The organism is uncultured Lamprocystis sp. (assembly GCF_903933125.1).
In the GTDB taxonomy this organism is placed as follows: domain Bacteria; phylum Pseudomonadota; class Gammaproteobacteria; order Chromatiales; family Chromatiaceae; genus Thiodictyon.
In genome coordinates, this window is the sequence record NZ_CAIZIZ010000241.1 from 1 (window position 1) to 16,196 (window position 16,196).

The window sequence follows — 16,196 nt, forward strand, 5'->3', positions numbered from 1 at the left end:
CGGATTTTGACGGCCAGCCGATCGCGCCCGCGTCGGTCGCTCTCGACGAAACCGCGCGGCGACTGGCGCCGCCAGGCACGTGGTGGCACGCCCTAAATAGTATACGATATGAATACTTTCACAATCTCTCCAGCGGTGTCACGCAGGTCTCGGGCGCTCTGCGCCCCGGAACCCGCTAGGGGTTTTCCCTGTCAACCTGCGGCCGTAGGAAAACGATAGATGCCTTCAAATGAGCACAAGGACACCCGCCATCTGCCGCTGCTGCTGAAGCGCCACCGGGTGCCGTATTACTGGCTGATCTGGCCCGAGGCACGCACCCTGGCGGCCCATGCGCTGCAGGACGGCGAGTGGCGCGTCCTCATGACTCTGAAAGCGACGGATGTTGTCGCGATTATCGCAGCCTCTCGGATGCGCTCGCATCCCACGGCATCGCCGCCCGCTAAAGCGTCGGCCTCCGGTCGAGTCGCCTCGGTTCCTGGAGGTCGGGCCAGGGCGGGATGGAGTTCTTCGGAAATCGCCTTAGGTGATTTCCGGGAAAGGATCTACCGCCGTGTAGGGGCGAATTCATTCGCCCCTACAACCCAACAGGCTTTCTGCGCATGCCCAGTCGGGATGCCTATTCACGGAAATCGCCTTATCCGATTACGACAACGACAACGACAACGATCGTGTTTCGTGATTAACCTGTTCTTGACGCGTGACTTATGTGGATCAGACCGGCGTCATCCGGGTGCCCGGCGGGTTGCCGGGCCCGGTCCAGGCGCTCAGGGGATATAGCCCGGCGCGTTCGGTCCCAGGTTCTGCTCGTCCTCCAGCGCGGCGTCGCGCAGGTCGACCGAGACCTCGGGCACACCGCCCTCGTTGGTGGTCCCGTCACTGAAATCCTGGACGTCTTGGCCGATGCCCGCATCGGCATCGCGCTGCGGGGCCGGGTCGATGACCCCGCGCACATCCACATTGATGCCGTCGGTGATGACTTCCTCCTCGGCGGCGGAGAGGCCGATCGCCAGCAGCAGGGCGCCGATGGTCGCGCGGGTCAGAGTCTTGGTCGTTGCAGTCTTGGGGCGCACGGGGTACCTCGTGGGTTGAACAGCGCAAGGGTAGGGGGACTTTATCCGCAAATCAGGATGCATGACAGCCGGCACGCGGGTCTAAGCCGGATCGACGCGACCGGAGGTCGACGCTTGAGCGGGCGGCGCCGCGTCCGGCTGAAGCCGCGGCCTCCGGTCAGTTGCGCGGGTACCAAGATCGTCCGCGACCACATCACGTTGGACCGCACCCCCTCGCACCCATTGCACGTTGCGCCGCCGGAGGGCGAGGGTTACTATTTTTTCTTATCGCTCAAAAAGCGCCATCAACATGAGCGATAGCCGCTCCCTCTATGCCTCATGGTCTGGAACTGGCAACAACCCGACTGGCCCGCATTCACTTACGACAGCGTGCGGCTCGCGCCCCTGGAGTCGCGCCTGCTGCACGAATCCGGGTTCCTGTTCGGGGCCTTCGCCCATCTGAGTGATGCCGAGCAACGGGCGCTGACGGTCGAGTTGATCGGTGATGAGGCGCTGATGTCCGCCCGGATCGAGGGTGAGTTTCTGGACCGCGACAGCCTTCAGTCCTCGCTGCTGCGCGAATTCGGCCTGGCCGAAGACCGGCGCCGCATCGCCCCGGCCGAGGCAGGGATGGCGGAGTTGATGGTGGATCTGTATCGGCACGTTCAGGCTCCCCTGTCGCATGCGCGTCTGTGGGCCTGGCACAGCATGCTGATGGCGGGGCGGCGGGATCTGCGCGAGAGCGGGGGTTATCGCACCCTGGAAGAGCCGATGCAGGTGGTGTCGGGCGCCGTTTATGCGCCTCGTGTCCATTTCGAGGCCCCTCCCGCCGGGCGGGTGCCCGCGGAGATGGACCGCTTTCTCGGCTGGCTGGAACGTAGCGCCTCGACCGGTGAGCACCCACTGCCAGTCCTGACACGCGCTGGCATTGCCCATCTGTATTTCGTCACGATCCACCCCTTCGAGGACGGCAACGGCCGGATGGCGCGTGCCATTGCGGAACAGGTTCTGTCGCAGGGGCTTGGGCAACCCACGCTGATCGTCTTGTCGCACACCATTGAGCGGCACAAGAAAGCCTATTACAGTGCATTAGAGCGGGCGAACAAGAACAATCGCATCGACGATTGGCTGGATTATTTCGCCCATACCGTCCTGGATGCACTCGACTCCAGCCGCGCGCGGGTGGTCTTTCTCATCGGCAAGGCCAAGTTCTACGACCGTCTCCGGGGTCAATTGAACGCCCGTCAGGACAAGGTGCTGGCGCGCCTGTTTCGCGCCGGGCCGGAGGGCTTCGTCGGGGGCCTGAGCGCCGAGAAATATATCGCCATCGCCCGCACCTCACGGGCAACCGCGACGCGCGATCTCCAAGACCTGGTCGCCAAGGGGGCGCTCGTTCGCACCGGGGAGCGTAAGCATACCCGCTATGCCTTGGCCCTCTCGTTGCGTCAGTGGCCGAAGTGAAAAACAGTTCTCACACTCTGCCCATCCTAAGCGCTTTGTGTTCTTTGTGTGAGCAATCCGACCAGTGCCCGGCCGGGATCAACCGCGTTGCCGCGTTGACAGCGCCCGCACGCCCTGCGAGACTCGGGCCATGATGACGCACGCTTCCAACCCCGCCCTGCAACACCGCCGCGCCCCGCGCGTGTGGCGCTGCTGCCGTGGCCTGTGGTCCGTGCGACGATGAACCGCTGATTCGCTTCATCCGCTCTCGGGCAAGGCCGCGGACCCACCGGGTTTCGCGGCTTTTTTATTGGCGCGCGCCAGCGGTCCGGCCGTCGGAGGCCCTCTCATGCCGATTCCTGTTGCTTATCTTTCCATCATTCTCATCTGGTCCACCACGCCGCTGGCCATTCAGTGGAGCGCGCTGGGTGCGGGTTTCGCCTTCGCGGTGACGGCCCGTATGGCGATCGGCCTGGCCCTGGCGATCGTGATTCTGCTCCTGTGGCGGCTGGGCTTTCCGCGGCATCGGGAGGCACTGGCGACCTATGCGGCCGGCGGGCTCGGTTTGTTCGGGGCCATGACGCTGACTTATTGGGGTGCTCAATATGTGCACTCGGGTCTGGTGGCGCTGGTGTTCGGTACGGTGCCGCTGGTGACCAGCCTGATGGCGGCACTGTGGCTCAACGAGCGGGCGCTCACCGCACCCCGACTGGCCGGGATGCTGATCGGGCTGGCGGGGCTCGCGGTGGTCTTCAGTACCGCGGACGGACTGGGCAGCGACCGGGCCTGGCTCGGGTTGCTCGCGCTCCTCCTGGCGGTGCTGTGCTATTCGGCCGGGCTGGTGTGGGTCAAGCGCATCGGCGACGACAGCCCGCCGCTGGCCATCACCGCGGGCACCATGATGGTGGCCCTGCCGTTGTTCCTGCTGGTGTGGTTGCTAACGGACGGCGGCTGGCCGGATCAGTTGTCGGGCCGCGCCGCCGCGGCCATCCTCTATCTTGGGGTTTGCGGATCGGTGCTGGGCTTCGCCCTCTATTTTTATGTGGTCCAGCACCTGGACACCGGGCCGGTGTCGCTGATCAGTCTGATCAATCCGGTGATCGCCCTGCTGCTGGGCAGCCTCGTCAACGGCGAGGTGTTGCCCGGCCGGGTCTGGGCCGGCGCCGTGGCCGTTATCCTGGGATTGGCCATCTATCAGTGGGAGACCCTGGCGGGGTTGCCGCGCGCTTGGTTTCCGGCGGCGAAGTCGTCCAACTGAAGCGGGAGGTGATTGGGGGCCTTGATCGTAATCCCGGCCAGCGGCGTGCATCGTCAGGGCTTCCAGCCCTGACGGTGTCAGGCCAGGATGGCCTGACTACGCAGTCGGACGTAAGATGCCAAGCTTCTGCATCCGCGAGCGCAGGGTGTTTGGATTAATCCCCAACCGGTCCGCGGCATTGCCCCGGCCATTGATCCGCCAACCGCACGCCTGACAAACGACGAGGATGTGGTCGCGTTCCACCTGCTTCAGCGTGCGGATGGCCACCAGACCGGAATCCGCCGACGGCAGCGTGCGTGCGCCGGTCGCGCGCGGGAGTCCGTTGATCTCCAGACTCGATCCGGCCGAGAGAATCATCGATCGCTCCACCACATTCTCCAGCTCACGGATATTGCCGGGCCAGTCGTAGGCCATCAGCTCGGCCAGAGCGCGGTCGGGGATACGGGTGATCTGCCGGCCGAGCTTGGGACCCAGCTTGGCGACGAAATAGGCCGCCAGCAGCCCGATGTCCTCGTTGCGCTCGCGCAGCGGCGGCAGCTCGATGGGGAAGACCCCGAGCCGGTAATAGAGATCAGCGCGAAAGGTCCCGGCCCGGGCCATGGTGGCCAGGTCGCGATTGGTGGCGGCGATCACCCGTGCATCCGAGCGCCGGGCAGTCGGCGAGCCCAGGCGCTCGAAATCCCCGCTCTGGAGCACGCGCAGGAGCTTGGCCTGCAGCTCCAGGGGCAGCTCGCCGATCTCGTCCAGGACTAAGGCCGGGACGCGTCGTCGAAGCGCCCGACCGTGGCCCGGTCGATCCCCAGAAAGAGCACAATGCGACGCAGGGCTGACTGGATATGCCCGTCGAGTGCGTCGGCTTCGACGTTAATGAAGGATGCCGCCAGATCGGTCAGCAGATCCTCGAAACTGGAGTCGCCAACCGCTGCCGTCATCGGTGTCTCGACGGTTGAGTCGCACGAACCCGGAGCACTCAAGCGAACCTCCTTCAATCGTCGGGAGCAATCGGTGGGACCAAGCAAGCTCGGGGCAGACCCGACCCCAGCGGCTCGCGGCGGACCGCAACGACGATCCGTCGGCACATAGAGTAGCCGCACACACGCTAAGCCGATAGCGATATTTCGTGACTTACGAGATGTCGCAATCGCGCTGACGATATGTCGTGATCCTGGCTTGGGCAAGCTGCCCGGTCGGTGCCAAGCCCGCAGAGATCCCTATTAAAATCAAAATTTTCTGATATCCGAGGCAATCGATCGGAGTTGGCCCCATTGCTGCTGACAGGGTGCCGTGACCTTTTGAATCACCCACGTCGAGGGGCCAGGTCAGACCTTGCTGCAGGTCGATGGTTGCTTTCGACAGACGCTGAGAGAGGAAAGCGCGAGATGAGTCATCGAAGCGGCGGCGGTTCGAGCCGGCTGGCGGTCGGTCGGGATGTTCCGCCGGGCCGGGCATCCCTTGCCTTGGCCCTCTTGGCGGTCGGCATGGTCCTGGGGCTCGTCCCCCTGGCCCGTGCGGTGGACAAGCCGAACATTGTGGTGATCTGGGGCGACGACATCGGCGTCCACAACATCAGCGCCTACAACCACGGCATCATGGGCTACCGAACGCCGAATATCGATCGGCTGGCCAATGAAGGAGCCATGTTTACAGATTCCTACGCCCAGCAGTCCTGCACCGCTGGGCGGGCGTCCTTTATCCTCGGCCAACACCCGTTCCGCACCGGCCTGCTGACCATCGGGATGCCGGGCTCGGAGCACGGCATCCCGGCGTGGAGTCCGACCATCGCCGACCTGCTGAAAGAGCAGGGCTATGCCACCGGTCAGTTTGGCAAAAACCATTTGGGCGACCGCGACCAGCATCTTCCTACCGGACATGGCTTTGACGAGTTCTTCGGCAATCTCTACCACCTGAACGCCGAGGAGGAGCCGGAGACCTACTATTACCCGAAAGACCCCGAGTTCCGGAAAAAATACGCGCCTCGCGGCGTGCTGCACACCTTTGCCGACGGCCGGATCGAGGACACCGGGCCACTGACAACGAAGCGCATGGAGACCATCGACGAAGAGATCCACACGGCGGCGATGGACTTCGTCGATCGGCAGGTCAAGGCCGATACGCCCTTCTTCCTCTGGTACAACAGCACCCGGATGCATGTCTGGACCCACCTGAAGCCCGAGTCCGTGGGCAAGACCGGTATCGGCCTCTACCCGGATGGCATGGTCGAGCACGACGGTTATGTGGGCCGGGTCCTGCAGAAGATCGACGATCTCGGCATCGCCGACAAGACCATCGTGATCTACAGTACGGACAACGGGGCGGAGACCTTTTCCTGGCCCGATGGCGGCGTCACCCCCTTCCAGGGAGAAAAGGGCACCACCTGGGAGGGTGGGTTTCGGATCCCGCTGGTGGTGCGCTGGCCAGGCGTCATCAAGCCGGGTACGACCTATAACGACATTATTTCCCAGGAAGACTGGATGCCGACGCTGCTGGCTGCCGCCGGCGTGCCTGATCTGGTGGCGAAACTGGAGAGCAAAGACGGCTATGCGGCGAACGGCAAGACCTGGCGGATTCACCCCGACGGCTACAACTACCTACCCTATTTCAAGGGCGAGACCGACCAGCCGCCGCGCAAGGAGATCTACTACTTCGGCCAGGGCGGAGAGCTGAACGCCATCCGGGTCGGCAACTGGAAGATCCACTTTGCCACCATCGTCGACAACATCGCCACCGGCGTGCGCCAGACGCCCGGCTGGCCGCTTATCATCAATCTGCGGGCCGATCCCTACGAAAAGATGTGGAAGGAAGGCGAACTGGGCTACTTCCGCTGGTACGCCGACAACCTCTGGACCTTTGTGCCGGCCCAGGAATACATCCGAAAATTCCTGGACACCATCCCGGGCTACCCTTTCCAGGAGGGCAGCAGCCTGAATGCCGCCGGGATCAATTACCAGACGCTCAAGGCGGCTCAGATCCTGAAACAGCTCGAAACGCTGTCGTCGCCGGTGAATTGAGTTTGTGACGGCAGAGATAAAGGTCCACCATGCGTCAGATTCTCGCTTTCTTGCTCCTCTGCTCGCTGTCTTCGGTCAGCGCCGATCCATTGCCTTCCTGGCAAGAAGGACCGGCCAAACGGGCCATCGTCGCCTTCGTCGCGCAGGTCACCCAAGCGGGAGGCGCGGACTTTGTCCCGCCCGCTCAACGGATTGCCGTCTTCGATAACGATGGCACCTTGTGGGTCGAGCAGCCGGTCTACACCCAGCTCGCCTTCGTGTTGGAGCGGTTGAAAACACTGGCGCCGGAGCATCCCGAATGGAAGAGCGAGCAGCCCTTCAAGGCCGCGCTCGCAGGGGACATGCCGACCTTGGGTGAGGCCGGCATGGGGGGCCTGATGCAACTCCTGATGGCCACCCACGCGGGGATGACCACCGACGAATTCGCAGCCATCGCGGCAAACTGGATCGACACCGCTCGTCACCCGCGTTTCCAGCGACCCTACACGACGCTGGTCTATCAGCCGATGCTGGAATTGCTCGAGTTTCTCCGCTCCAGCGGTTTTGAGGTCTACATCGTTTCAGGGGGCGGGGCGGATTTCCTGCGCCCCTGGGCTGAGCGGGTGTACGGTGTACCACCGGAGCGGATCGTCGGCTCACAGATCGCGCAACGGTTCGAACTGCGCGATGGCAGGCCGGTCCTCGTGCGGGAGGCGAAGATCGCTTTCGTCGATGACAAAGAAGGTAAGCCCGTCGGTATCCAACGTCACATCGGTCGCCGTCCGATCCTGGCCTTCGGCAATTCCGACGGAGACCTGCAGATGCTGCAATGGACGACCGGTGCGCCGGGCCGCAGGCTTGGACTCGTCCTGCATCACGACGACGGGACGCGCGAATATGCTTATGACCGCGACAGCCACTTCGGGCGATTGGACAAGGCGCTGGACCTCGCGCCCGCGAACGGCTGGGTGCTCGTCTCAATGAAAAACGACTGGTCCCAAGTGTTTCCGCCGCTCGCCGACGACGGGCAGTGATAGCCGTCCATCTCAGTCCGAAATCGCCGATACGCTGCTTCAGCCTGAGGTAAGCGGCGTTCAGCCGTTTTCATGTTTCATAACCCCCGCCTTCAGGGCGCGCATCCGGGGAAGCGCCTTACTCACCTCAGGTACCGGTTTCATCGACCGGAAGGGACCGCTCGGGTTACCCTAGCCCGGACCCGGCACACCACCGGAGACATTCATCCACGTAGTCGAGTCCATGCAGCGTCGCAGCCCTTCCACATCCCTCCTGCCGCGGCTTCCGCTGCGGTGGTGCCTGATCCTTATATGGGCACTGACAGCCACGGCGATGGCTCGTGCGGCACCGGCCGTCCGCGACTTGCCCGCCCCCGCGCCGCGTACCATCATCGCCGCCCTGGGTCGGGTTGAACCTGCTTCGGAGGAAATCCGCGTCGCCGCGGCCATGACCGGACGGCTGGCCGAGGTGGCGTTGGACGAAGGCCAACCGGTCAGCCGGGGGCAGGTGGTGGCGACGCTGGAGAATGACGACCATCTGGCGCGCGTGCAGGCGGCCGCGGCCAATGTCGGGATCGCGCGGGCGGCGCTGGATCGTGTGATCAACGGGGCACGTCCGTCCGAACGGGAGGAGGCTGCCGCCGCGGTGCGCGAGGCGCAGGCAGTACTGGCGCGTGCCGAGCGCGAGGTAGGGCGTCAGCAGGGCTTGGCGGACAAACGGCTCGGTAGCGGCCAGGATCTGGATAACGCGCGCAGTGCGCTGGATATCGCCCGTGCCCAGGTCGCGCGCGCTCAGGCCCATCAGGCAGTGGTCGACAGTCCGGCGCGGGAGGACGAGCAAGCCCGGGCCGAGGCGGAGCTCGCCCTGGGCCAGGCGCGGCTGGCGGAGGCGCGGGCGGTCTATGAGAAGTCATTCGTGCGCAGTCCAATCGACGGGGTGGTGTTGCGCCGCTTCCGACGTGCCGGGGAGCAGGTCACCGAGATGGGCGATACGCCCATCCTGGCAGTCGGTGACCTGTCGCACCTGCGGGTGCGCGCGGAAGTGGATGAGGCGGACATTGATTTACTGCGCCCGGGTCAGGATGCCTACATTGAGGCCGCCGCCTATGGCGAACGCCGCATCCCCGGCAAGGTTGTTCGTATCGGCAATCTCATGGGGCGTAAGCAAATCGTCTCCGACGATCCCGCGGAGCGCAAGGACAGCCGCGTGCTGGAAGTGCTCATCGACCTGGAGCCGGGGATCGCCATCCCGGTGGGGTTGCGGGTCGATGCCTTTATCGTACTCGAGCTTTCCCAATGAAGCGCGGCCAAGCATATCGCTGGGGTATGGGAATGGCCGGGCTTCTGGCCTGGCGCAACCTCGCCCATGACCGCTCGCGCTTTGTCGTCACCCTGGTGGGGATCAGCTTCGCGGTGGTTCTGATCGCGATGCAGTTGGGGCTCTTCCTGGGCTTTTCCGACAGCGCCACCAATGTGATCCGCCACACCCGCGCGGACTTTTGGGTTGTTCCTAAGGGTTCCCGCAACTTCGAGATCACGATGCCGCTCAATGAGCGCGAGTTGTATCTGGCGCGCTCGGTGCCTGGTGTAGCCCATGCGGAAGCCCTGTTGGTGCAGTTCGCAATCTGGAAGAAGCCCGGCGGAGGCGACGAGAGCGTCCTGCTGGTGGGATCGGACCTCAATACGGGTCTGGCGGGGCCCTGGGACATCGTGGCGGGTCACCTGGAGGATCTGCGGCGGCCGGATACGGTGATGATCGACCGTCTCTTTGCCGAGACGCTCGGGGTCGGCGCGCTCGGAACGACAGTCGAGATCCGCGGCCAGCGGGCGCGCGTGGTTGGGTTTACCCAGGGTATCCGTTCCTTTACCACCAACCCCTGGGTCTTCGCCTCGTATCGGACCGCGCAGCACCTGACGCAGTTTGCCGAGTCCGAGACCAACTATGTCATCGGCACCTTTGAGCCCGGTGCCGACCCCCTGCGGGTGCGGGATGCCCTGGCCCGCATTCTGCCGCGGACCGACGTCAATCTGAGCGAGCAATTTGCCGCTCGTACCCGCGATTACTGGATGTTCGCCACGGGCGCCGGCGCCTCGGTGCTGGTTTCAGCCGTCTTGGGTCTGCTCGTGGGGATGGTCATCGTCGCCCAAGTGCTGTACGCCACCACGGTGGATCATCTGCCTGAATTCGGCACCTTGCGCGCCATGGGTGCGCCGCGCGCCTTCATCTACAAGGTGATCCTGAGTCAGGCGGTGATCAGCGCCACCTTGGGTCACCTGCCGGGGATCACCGTGTCGTTGCTGCTGGCTAAGGCCAGCGAGTCCGGGGCTGCACTCGTTCTGGTACCACCCAGCCTGGCCATCGGGCTCTTCGGCGTGACCCTGGCGATGTGTGTGTTAGCCTCCGTCATCTCCATCCGTAAGGCCATGGACATCGACCCGGCGATGGTCTTTCAGCGATGAGCGAACCGGCGCTCGAAGCGCGTGGTCTGACCCTGGTCTACGGGAGCGGGGAGACCGCCGTGCGCGCTCTGGACGGTGTGGACTTTCAGGCCAACGCGGGCGAGATCCAGGCACTGATGGGGCCGTCGGGAAGCGGCAAGACCACGCTGCTCATGATCCTGGGTTGCCTGCTGCACCCCACCGTCGGCGAGGTTCGGGTGGAGGGTCGGCTGGTTGCGGGGCTATCCAATCCCGCGCTGGCGCGGCTGCGGCTCCAGCGCATGGGCTTTATCTTCCAAAGCTATAACCTGTTTCCGGCCCTGACCGCGGAGGAGAACATCCAGGTCGCGCTGGAATTGAAGGGGCACGACCTGGCGGAGGCGCCCGCCCTGTTGGAACTGGTCAGGCTGGGCGGGCGTTTGCACAACTTCCCCCGGCAACTCTCCGGTGGCGAGAAGCAGCGGGTGGCGATCGCCCGCGCCCTGGCCGGCGACCCGCCGATCCTGCTGGCCGACGAGCCGACTGCCGCGCTGGACTCGATCAATGGCCGCGCAGTGGTCAAGCTGTTGGCGCAGTTGGCCCACGAACAGGGACGCGCGGTGGTGGTGGTGACCCATGACCCGCGGGTCGGCGATCTGGCCGATCGGATCGTTCACATCGAGGATGGACGCATCCAGTGTTGAAGTTGGCAAGCACCGTCCTCGGCCTCCTGCTGACGGTCTGGGCCGGGTCATTGCCGGCCCAGTCTTCGGGTGAGACGCCGTTTCCCGGCATCACCTACCGCCAAGAGCGTCGAGAGAATCCGCCGATGCGTTTGTTCATCGCCGAGGTGAACCTAACCAACCCGCGGTTGAACATCCGGGTCGTCCCCGGCGGCGCCGACCCGGACGGGCCGGGCGAGTGGGAAACCACGCTCATGACTCCGACCCGGATCGCCGCCCGCGAAGGGTTCGACCTGGCGGTGAACGGCGATTTCTATCGCACAGCGCCGGAAGGCTGGGCGAACGTCATCGGACCGGCGGTCAGCGACCGCAAGCGCTGGTCGAGCAGCAACAAGCAGCGACCCTGCCTGGTCGTGCGGGGCAGGGGACAGGTCTCGATCGAGATGATCGGCAAGCCCGCGAACGACGTGCAGCAACTCATTGCCGGCAACGTCATGCTCGTCGAACATGGGAAACGCGTGCCGCGACAGAACCAGGATCGCCATCCGCGCACCGCGGTCGGGCTGAATGCAAAGCGTACGCGACTCCTGATTCTGGTGGTCGACGGCCGCAGCCCGAGCCATTCGGTCGGTATGCGTTATGACGAATTGGCCAATGAGATGATCCGTCTGGGCGCCAAGACGGCCATCAACCTCGACGGCGGCGGCAGCTCCGTGATGGTCCTGCGCGATCCAGGCACGCGGGGCTTGAGCGTTCTCAACCATCCCAGCGACGGGCAGGAGCGCGCTGTGGCCAACGTGCTCGGCATCAGTGTCGGTCACGGCAATCGGCCTGCCCATGGACCCTAATCACGGTTCAGGCCAGAGGTCGAGGCTTTATCATGAAAGTGCGTAATCAGGCCATCCTGGCCTGACGGCATCGGGACTGGAACGGTCAGGGCTGGAAGTCCTGATGACGCCGCCTCCCACCCTGGCCGTTGCGCGCGCAGCGACCCCGTGGGAGCGGCGTCCCGCCGCGACGGGGTCGAGCGCGCAGCCGCGGGACCAGTCGCGTCGTAGCGAACCCTTTACTCGGGGACAACGTTCCGGACTTGCTGCAGCACAGTTCGGATATTATTGCTCGCCGGCGATTGCCCACTTGGCTCGCCCACATTTTGCGCGGCGGCTGAAGCATCCGGTGTACACAACGTACGAGTGAGAGGGTCTGACGATGATGAAACAAGCACTGCTCGGCGCGCTTGTCGCTGTGGCTATCGCCACGACGGCTTCGGCCCAGAGCTTCAAGATGACGACGCCCTTCGCGCCGGGTGTCGCCGTGCCCGACAAGATCGAGTCCTCGATCGGGACCTTGAACCTGGATTATGGTTACCCGTCGGCCGCTACAGTCGACAAGATCTACGACAACCTGGACCGTTCGCGGGCGCTTCAAGCCTATCTGCTGGCGATCCCGATCGTCAACCAGGCGGGCATGCGCGATTCAATACGCAAGTTCGGACCCGACAACCAGACCGACGTGATCTGGGAAGACTTGGTCGATCCGAGGACCATCGAGCTGACGGCGAATGACAACACGATCTACAACTTCATCTGGGTCGACACCGGCAAGGGACCATTGGTGGCCGAGATTCCGCCCAAGGTGCTGGGGCTGGTGAACGACTTCTGGTACAAGTGGGTGGCCGACGTTGGCATCACCGGGGCCGACAAAGGCGAGGGCGGCAAGTACCTCCTGTTACCGCCTGGATTCAACGGCGACATCCCGCCGGGGTATCACGTCGTGCGGCCGAATACCTTCGGCAACTGGCTCGTCTTTCGCGCCTTCCTAGTGGACGGTTCAACCCGGCCCGGAGTGGACTCGGTCAAGAAGAACCTGCGGATCTATCCCTTGGCCGACGCCGCCAACCCGCCGCCCATGAAATTCGTCAATGCATCGGGGATTCCAGCGAACTTCGTCGCACCGGGTGACTATTCGTTCTGGAGCCTGTTAAACCAAGTCATCCAGGAGGAGCCGGCGGAGGGTTCCGATCCCACCACCTTGGGCCTGTTCGCCTCGATCGGGATCGTCAAGGGTCAGCCGTTCAATCCCGATGAGCGGATGAAGAAGATCCTGACCGACGCCGCGAACATCGGCGCTGTGACTGCCCGGACCATTGCCTTCAAGATACGTTCAAAGGAGGCGTATTTCTATCCGGACAGCGCGTGGCGCCTACCGTTCTTCGGTGGCTACAAGTTCGAGGCGGCGCCCGGTGTCAGCAACTTGGACGGTGCCGCCTTCTACTATTACTTTGCCACCGGCGTCACGCCGGCGATGGAGGAGAAGATGGTGGGCCGGGGATCGCAATACCCCTGGTCAGTGCAAGATGCCAAGGGCAACCCGTTTGACGGCGGCAAGACCTACAAACTGCGCCTGCCGCCGAACGTCCCGGTCAAGGACTTCTGGTCGGTGATCGTCTACGACAACCAGACGCGCTCGATGGTGCAGACCGACCAGAAGGCCCCGAGCGTCAGCAGCCAGAACAAGGGGGTCAAGACCAATGCGGACGGCTCGGTGGATGTCTTCTTCGGACCCAAAGCACCCCCGGGAATGAAGAACAACTGGGTGCAGACGATTCCAGGCAAGGGCTGGTTCATGATCCTTCGCCTCTACGGTCCGCTGGAGCCCTGGTTCAACAAGACGTGGCGACCGGGCGAAATCGAGTTGCAACCCTGATCGCAGTACCAAAACACCTTCGACGGGCGCCTCGGCGCCCGTTTTTCATTCCGGGCGAACCCTGTAAGAATGATTGCCGCAGAGCCTCGAATTCCGCCGGGCTGCGATTTACAATCGCAAGGCGCATCGGCCAGCCCAGCTCTGGCATCGGATGAGGTATTCGACCTTGCGCGTCGTATCAAAAAAGCCACTGACGAGGTGTGTCACTATGACAGGAAATTCGCGCATAGTCGCCTCGCTGCGGGAGCACGACGAGCGTCGAAGCGCATCCCCGACCAACGGTGGAGCTTCCGCCCTGACGATCGTCGGCGAACGGCGAAGCCATGCTCGGACTCGGGCGTGCATCTGGCGGATCTCGATTCAGACTATCGCGCCGAATTTCCGGGAGTGGTCCGATGCTTAGCGGTTGGAGCGACTTCTTCGCCATGACCGGTTCGGCAGGCGCGACGCTTGTGGGGTTGCTGTTTGTTGTTGTCACGCTCGGCACCGGCTTGCCGACATCCCGAACGATGGACATCGCGCGCGCATCAATGACGCCAGCGTTGTACAGCTTCAGCGGCGTGCTACTTCAAAGCATGGTCGCGCTGGTGCCATGGCAGTCCAGTTGGCCAAGTGGCGCTATTTTCGTCGTGATGGGGATTGGCGGTGTTATATATCGAATTAGGGCCATCCGTTTTCGGAGTACTCTCCATCTCGGGGCGATTAGTGGGCCGATCGACTGGATCTTCCACAACGTGGTTCCGCTCGTCGCCAGCGTCAGCCTGATCACCGGCGGCGCGGGATTGATCGCCGGGGCGGCTTTCGGCCCTTTCGCCATCGCGGGCGCGAGCGTGCTCTTGCTGGTCTCCGGAATCTACCGGACCTGGGGCGAAACCCTGGCGCTAATCGGTATGAAGGAAAAGTTGTAGCTGTGAGCTGGCTCGGCGTTTGACCCCCGATCGGCGCCGTCGGCTGACCCCCTCATCGCTGGTCATACCAATGTCCCTTTGCGCTCACGCGCCAGGCAGCTCGGGCAGTCCTTGCAGCACCGCGGGATTGGTCAGCCGGAAGCGTTCTTCGGCCAGCCGCCGTTGTCCGCGTCGCGTCGGGGCGCAGGTGCTGCGTGTGACCGGATGCTCGCGTTGCTGGTCTTGGGCAAACTGCAGCGCCGCGCCCAAGCGTTTGTTGGAGGCGATGTCGGCCGGTTCGACGTGGCGGACCTTGTCGAAGACGCGGTAGGGCAGGTCGACGCCTTGATACTTGATGGCGACGGTGCCGTCCGGGTCATCGTGGACCCGGACCCGGTTGCGCCGCAGCCCCTTCGCCAATTCGGTCGGCTCCAGCAGATAGACGACCCGATCGTACTGCAGGGTCAGGCTGTTGGAAACGGTGCGCTCCTCCTAAACAAGCGGCGCAGATGCCGCGGCGTGATCCCGAGCTGCTGACTGGCGGCGACCTGGCTGAGTCGACCTTCGCCGATCCGTTCAATGGCGGTCAAGGTGTCCAGTTCGGACGTGCTCATGGTGAGTAAACTCGTCTTCGTCGGTCGCACGGCGCAGGCCTCGCAGCTAGGGAACGGTGTCCCTGAGGTGGGTACGCGCCGCGCGGGCGGACATTTCTCACTTGCACAAACCGGACATTACTAAATTATTGCGCTTACACTCATTATTGCCGATAATGTATATCCAGACGACAAGATACCCCCCTGACGCGCTGTCAATGCCCTTACAGGGGGATTCTCGCTGACCCCGCGGGGGATATCAACAGCAGAGGGACAAAAAGACCGCTTATCCTTGACCCTGTGGAGCAACAAACGGCGCTCCGCTCACCTTCACGGGGTAACGCGATGTCGCTGGGACAGAACATCCGCCGAATTCGGCAAGCGAAGGGCTGGACCCAAGGGCAGCTCTCCGAACACACGGGCATCAAGATCGGCCATCTGTCGAAGCTCGAACAGGACGAAGGCGACCCGAAAGCGTCGACCCTCTACAAGCTCATCCAGGCGTTTGGCTGTACGCCCACCGGCCTGATGTCAGACCCGGACCAAAGCCGGGAAGGAACCGAAGCAGACGCGCTGCTAAGCATGATCTTCGAGCGGGTCGATAACCTCCCGGACAAGGCGAAGATGAGCCTTGTAGAAGTCCTAGATCGGTTCTGCATGGGCTGGGAAATGGAGCTTGCCATCACACAGACACCCCGCAAATGGAACGCCTTGCTGCAGCCCCAAGAACAAGAAAGACCCCTGTGAGAGACCCCACGAACCGCCCGTGAGTCGCACCCATGCGACAAAGTGCCCGTGTTACCGATCCGGGCACGTGCCCCGGCCTGGCCCCCTGAGCAACTGGCAACGGTGCCCGTTCCCCGTTACCGGTGAGCCCCGGGGAGGGCGGACCTGTCCAATTCTGAACTTGCCTCAGGTGCATTTAAATGCACCTCAACGCGCCCCGTGTCCGATTTAGACCACTCCGTAAGTCATTGATAAAATCGAGCCAGTGCACCCCCGTGCACTATCGGGGGGTACTACTAAACCGCGCCAAGCGCGAGATACGTAATTTCTGTGATACGTTGCATCCCGTGCCGAGCCCCCTGTGTCGGCCAGACCGGCCCCCGATACCAGAAGCACGCAGCGTTTATGCTTAAGCTCGATCTCGCGAAGTGGAATC

General features: G+C 63.6%; 16 protein-coding genes. 11 read left to right on the forward strand and 5 right to left on the reverse strand.

Annotated elements, in window-relative coordinates:
• Positions 1 to 764 precede the first annotated feature (764 nt).
• Positions 765 to 1,070 carry a hypothetical protein gene (locus QZY03_RS11990; RefSeq protein ID WP_295581285.1) on the reverse strand — a complete coding sequence of 102 codons (306 nt, stop codon included), beginning with the start codon at positions 1,068 to 1,070 and terminating at the stop codon, positions 765 to 767.
• A 318-nt stretch (positions 1,071 to 1,388) separates the two neighbouring features.
• Here QZY03_RS11990 and QZY03_RS11995 point away from each other — a divergent pair, with 318 nt between their 5' ends.
• Together QZY03_RS11995 and QZY03_RS12000 are read left to right on the forward strand one after the other, a co-directional pair.
• Positions 1,389 to 2,510 carry a Fic family protein gene (locus QZY03_RS11995; protein WP_295581287.1) on the forward strand — a complete coding sequence of 374 codons (1,122 nt, stop codon included), beginning with the start codon at positions 1,389 to 1,391 and terminating at the stop codon, positions 2,508 to 2,510.
• A 328-nt stretch (positions 2,511 to 2,838) separates the two neighbouring features.
• Entirely contained in the window at positions 2,839 to 3,747 is a 909-nt protein-coding gene (locus tag QZY03_RS12000; protein WP_295581289.1) for a DMT family transporter, read from the forward strand.
• A 96-nt stretch (positions 3,748 to 3,843) separates the two neighbouring features.
• Here QZY03_RS12000 and QZY03_RS12005 read toward each other — a convergent pair whose 3' ends face one another.
• Together QZY03_RS12005 and QZY03_RS12010 are read right to left on the reverse strand one after the other, a co-directional pair.
• Complete coding sequence (locus QZY03_RS12005) at positions 3,844 to 4,443, reverse strand: sigma 54-interacting transcriptional regulator (protein ID WP_295581291.1); 600 nt, start codon at positions 4,441 to 4,443, stop codon at positions 3,844 to 3,846.
• A gap of 53 nt (positions 4,444 to 4,496) precedes the next feature.
• Positions 4,497 to 4,679 carry a hypothetical protein gene (locus tag QZY03_RS12010; protein ID WP_295581293.1) on the reverse strand — a complete coding sequence of 61 codons (183 nt, stop codon included), beginning with the start codon at positions 4,677 to 4,679 and terminating at the stop codon, positions 4,497 to 4,499.
• 333 nt (positions 4,680 to 5,012) lie between these two features.
• Here QZY03_RS12010 and QZY03_RS12015 point away from each other — a divergent pair, with 333 nt between their 5' ends.
• The 8 genes from QZY03_RS12015 (at position 5,013) to QZY03_RS12050 (ending at position 14,462) form a co-directional block, all read left to right on the forward strand.
• On the forward strand, positions 5,013 to 6,755 hold the full coding sequence (locus tag QZY03_RS12015) for an arylsulfatase (protein WP_295581295.1): 1,743 nt from the start codon (positions 5,013 to 5,015) through the stop codon (positions 6,753 to 6,755).
• Positions 6,756 to 6,784: 29 nt separating this feature from the next.
• Positions 6,785 to 7,768, forward strand: coding sequence for an HAD family hydrolase (locus QZY03_RS12020; RefSeq protein ID WP_295581297.1), 984 nt, complete (start codon positions 6,785 to 6,787; stop codon positions 7,766 to 7,768).
• A gap of 313 nt (positions 7,769 to 8,081) precedes the next feature.
• A complete protein-coding gene (locus QZY03_RS12025; RefSeq protein ID WP_295581299.1) occupies positions 8,082 to 9,047 on the forward strand; it encodes an HlyD family efflux transporter periplasmic adaptor subunit in 966 nt (321 codons plus the stop codon).
• Between the two features lie 32 nt (positions 9,048 to 9,079).
• Positions 9,080 to 10,207: an ABC transporter permease gene (locus QZY03_RS12030; protein WP_295581301.1), complete on the forward strand. Its 1,128-nt coding sequence runs from the start codon at positions 9,080 to 9,082 to the stop codon at positions 10,205 to 10,207.
• Positions 10,204 to 10,869 (forward strand): ABC transporter ATP-binding protein, encoded by a 666-nt coding sequence (locus QZY03_RS12035; RefSeq protein ID WP_295581303.1) that lies wholly within the window; start codon positions 10,204 to 10,206, stop codon positions 10,867 to 10,869. The genes QZY03_RS12030 and QZY03_RS12035 overlap by 4 nt, the downstream gene beginning before the upstream one ends.
• 2 nt (positions 10,870 to 10,871) lie before the next feature.
• On the forward strand, positions 10,872 to 11,696 hold the full coding sequence (locus QZY03_RS12040; RefSeq protein WP_295581305.1) for a phosphodiester glycosidase family protein: 825 nt from the start codon (positions 10,872 to 10,874) through the stop codon (positions 11,694 to 11,696).
• 361 nt (positions 11,697 to 12,057) lie between these two features.
• Positions 12,058 to 13,554, forward strand: coding sequence for a DUF1254 domain-containing protein (locus tag QZY03_RS12045; RefSeq protein ID WP_295581307.1), 1,497 nt, complete (start codon positions 12,058 to 12,060; stop codon positions 13,552 to 13,554).
• A gap of 395 nt (positions 13,555 to 13,949) precedes the next feature.
• Positions 13,950 to 14,462 carry a hypothetical protein gene (locus tag QZY03_RS12050; RefSeq protein ID WP_295581309.1) on the forward strand — a complete coding sequence of 171 codons (513 nt, stop codon included), beginning with the start codon at positions 13,950 to 13,952 and terminating at the stop codon, positions 14,460 to 14,462.
• A gap of 84 nt (positions 14,463 to 14,546) precedes the next feature.
• Here QZY03_RS12050 and QZY03_RS12055 read toward each other — a convergent pair whose 3' ends face one another.
• Positions 14,547 to 14,861 (reverse strand): hypothetical protein, encoded by a 315-nt coding sequence (locus tag QZY03_RS12055; RefSeq protein ID WP_295581311.1) that lies wholly within the window; start codon positions 14,859 to 14,861, stop codon positions 14,547 to 14,549.
• 44 nt (positions 14,862 to 14,905) lie between these two features.
• On the reverse strand, positions 14,906 to 15,055 hold the full coding sequence (locus tag QZY03_RS12060; RefSeq protein WP_295581313.1) for a hypothetical protein: 150 nt from the start codon (positions 15,053 to 15,055) through the stop codon (positions 14,906 to 14,908).
• Positions 15,056 to 15,379: 324 nt separating this feature from the next.
• Here QZY03_RS12060 and QZY03_RS12065 point away from each other — a divergent pair, with 324 nt between their 5' ends.
• Positions 15,380 to 15,781 (forward strand): helix-turn-helix transcriptional regulator, encoded by a 402-nt coding sequence (locus tag QZY03_RS12065; protein ID WP_295581315.1) that lies wholly within the window; start codon positions 15,380 to 15,382, stop codon positions 15,779 to 15,781.
• Positions 15,782 to 16,196 lie beyond the last annotated feature (415 nt).

Coding starts and splice junctions, on each gene's coding strand:
- QZY03_RS12035 (WP_295581303.1), top strand. CDS start 10,204: ATGAGCGAACCGGCGCTCGAAGCGCGTGGTCTGACCCTGGTCTACGGG.
- QZY03_RS12025 (WP_295581299.1), top strand. CDS start 8,082: ATGGCTCGTGCGGCACCGGCCGTCCGCGACTTGCCCGCCCCCGCGCCG.
- QZY03_RS12000 (WP_295581289.1), top strand. CDS start 2,839: ATGCCGATTCCTGTTGCTTATCTTTCCATCATTCTCATCTGGTCCACC.
- QZY03_RS12050 (WP_295581309.1), top strand. CDS start 13,950: ATGCTTAGCGGTTGGAGCGACTTCTTCGCCATGACCGGTTCGGCAGGC.
- QZY03_RS12030 (WP_295581301.1), top strand. CDS start 9,080: ATGGCCGGGCTTCTGGCCTGGCGCAACCTCGCCCATGACCGCTCGCGC.
- QZY03_RS12065 (WP_295581315.1), top strand. CDS start 15,380: ATGTCGCTGGGACAGAACATCCGCCGAATTCGGCAAGCGAAGGGCTGG.
- QZY03_RS11995 (WP_295581287.1), top strand. CDS start 1,389: ATGGTCTGGAACTGGCAACAACCCGACTGGCCCGCATTCACTTACGAC.
- QZY03_RS12045 (WP_295581307.1), top strand. CDS start 12,058: ATGATGAAACAAGCACTGCTCGGCGCGCTTGTCGCTGTGGCTATCGCC.
- QZY03_RS12060 (WP_295581313.1), bottom strand. CDS start 15,055: ATGAGCACGTCCGAACTGGACACCTTGACCGCCATTGAACGGATCGGC.
- QZY03_RS12020 (WP_295581297.1), top strand. CDS start 6,785: ATGCGTCAGATTCTCGCTTTCTTGCTCCTCTGCTCGCTGTCTTCGGTC.
- QZY03_RS12010 (WP_295581293.1), bottom strand. CDS start 4,679: ATGACGGCAGCGGTTGGCGACTCCAGTTTCGAGGATCTGCTGACCGAT.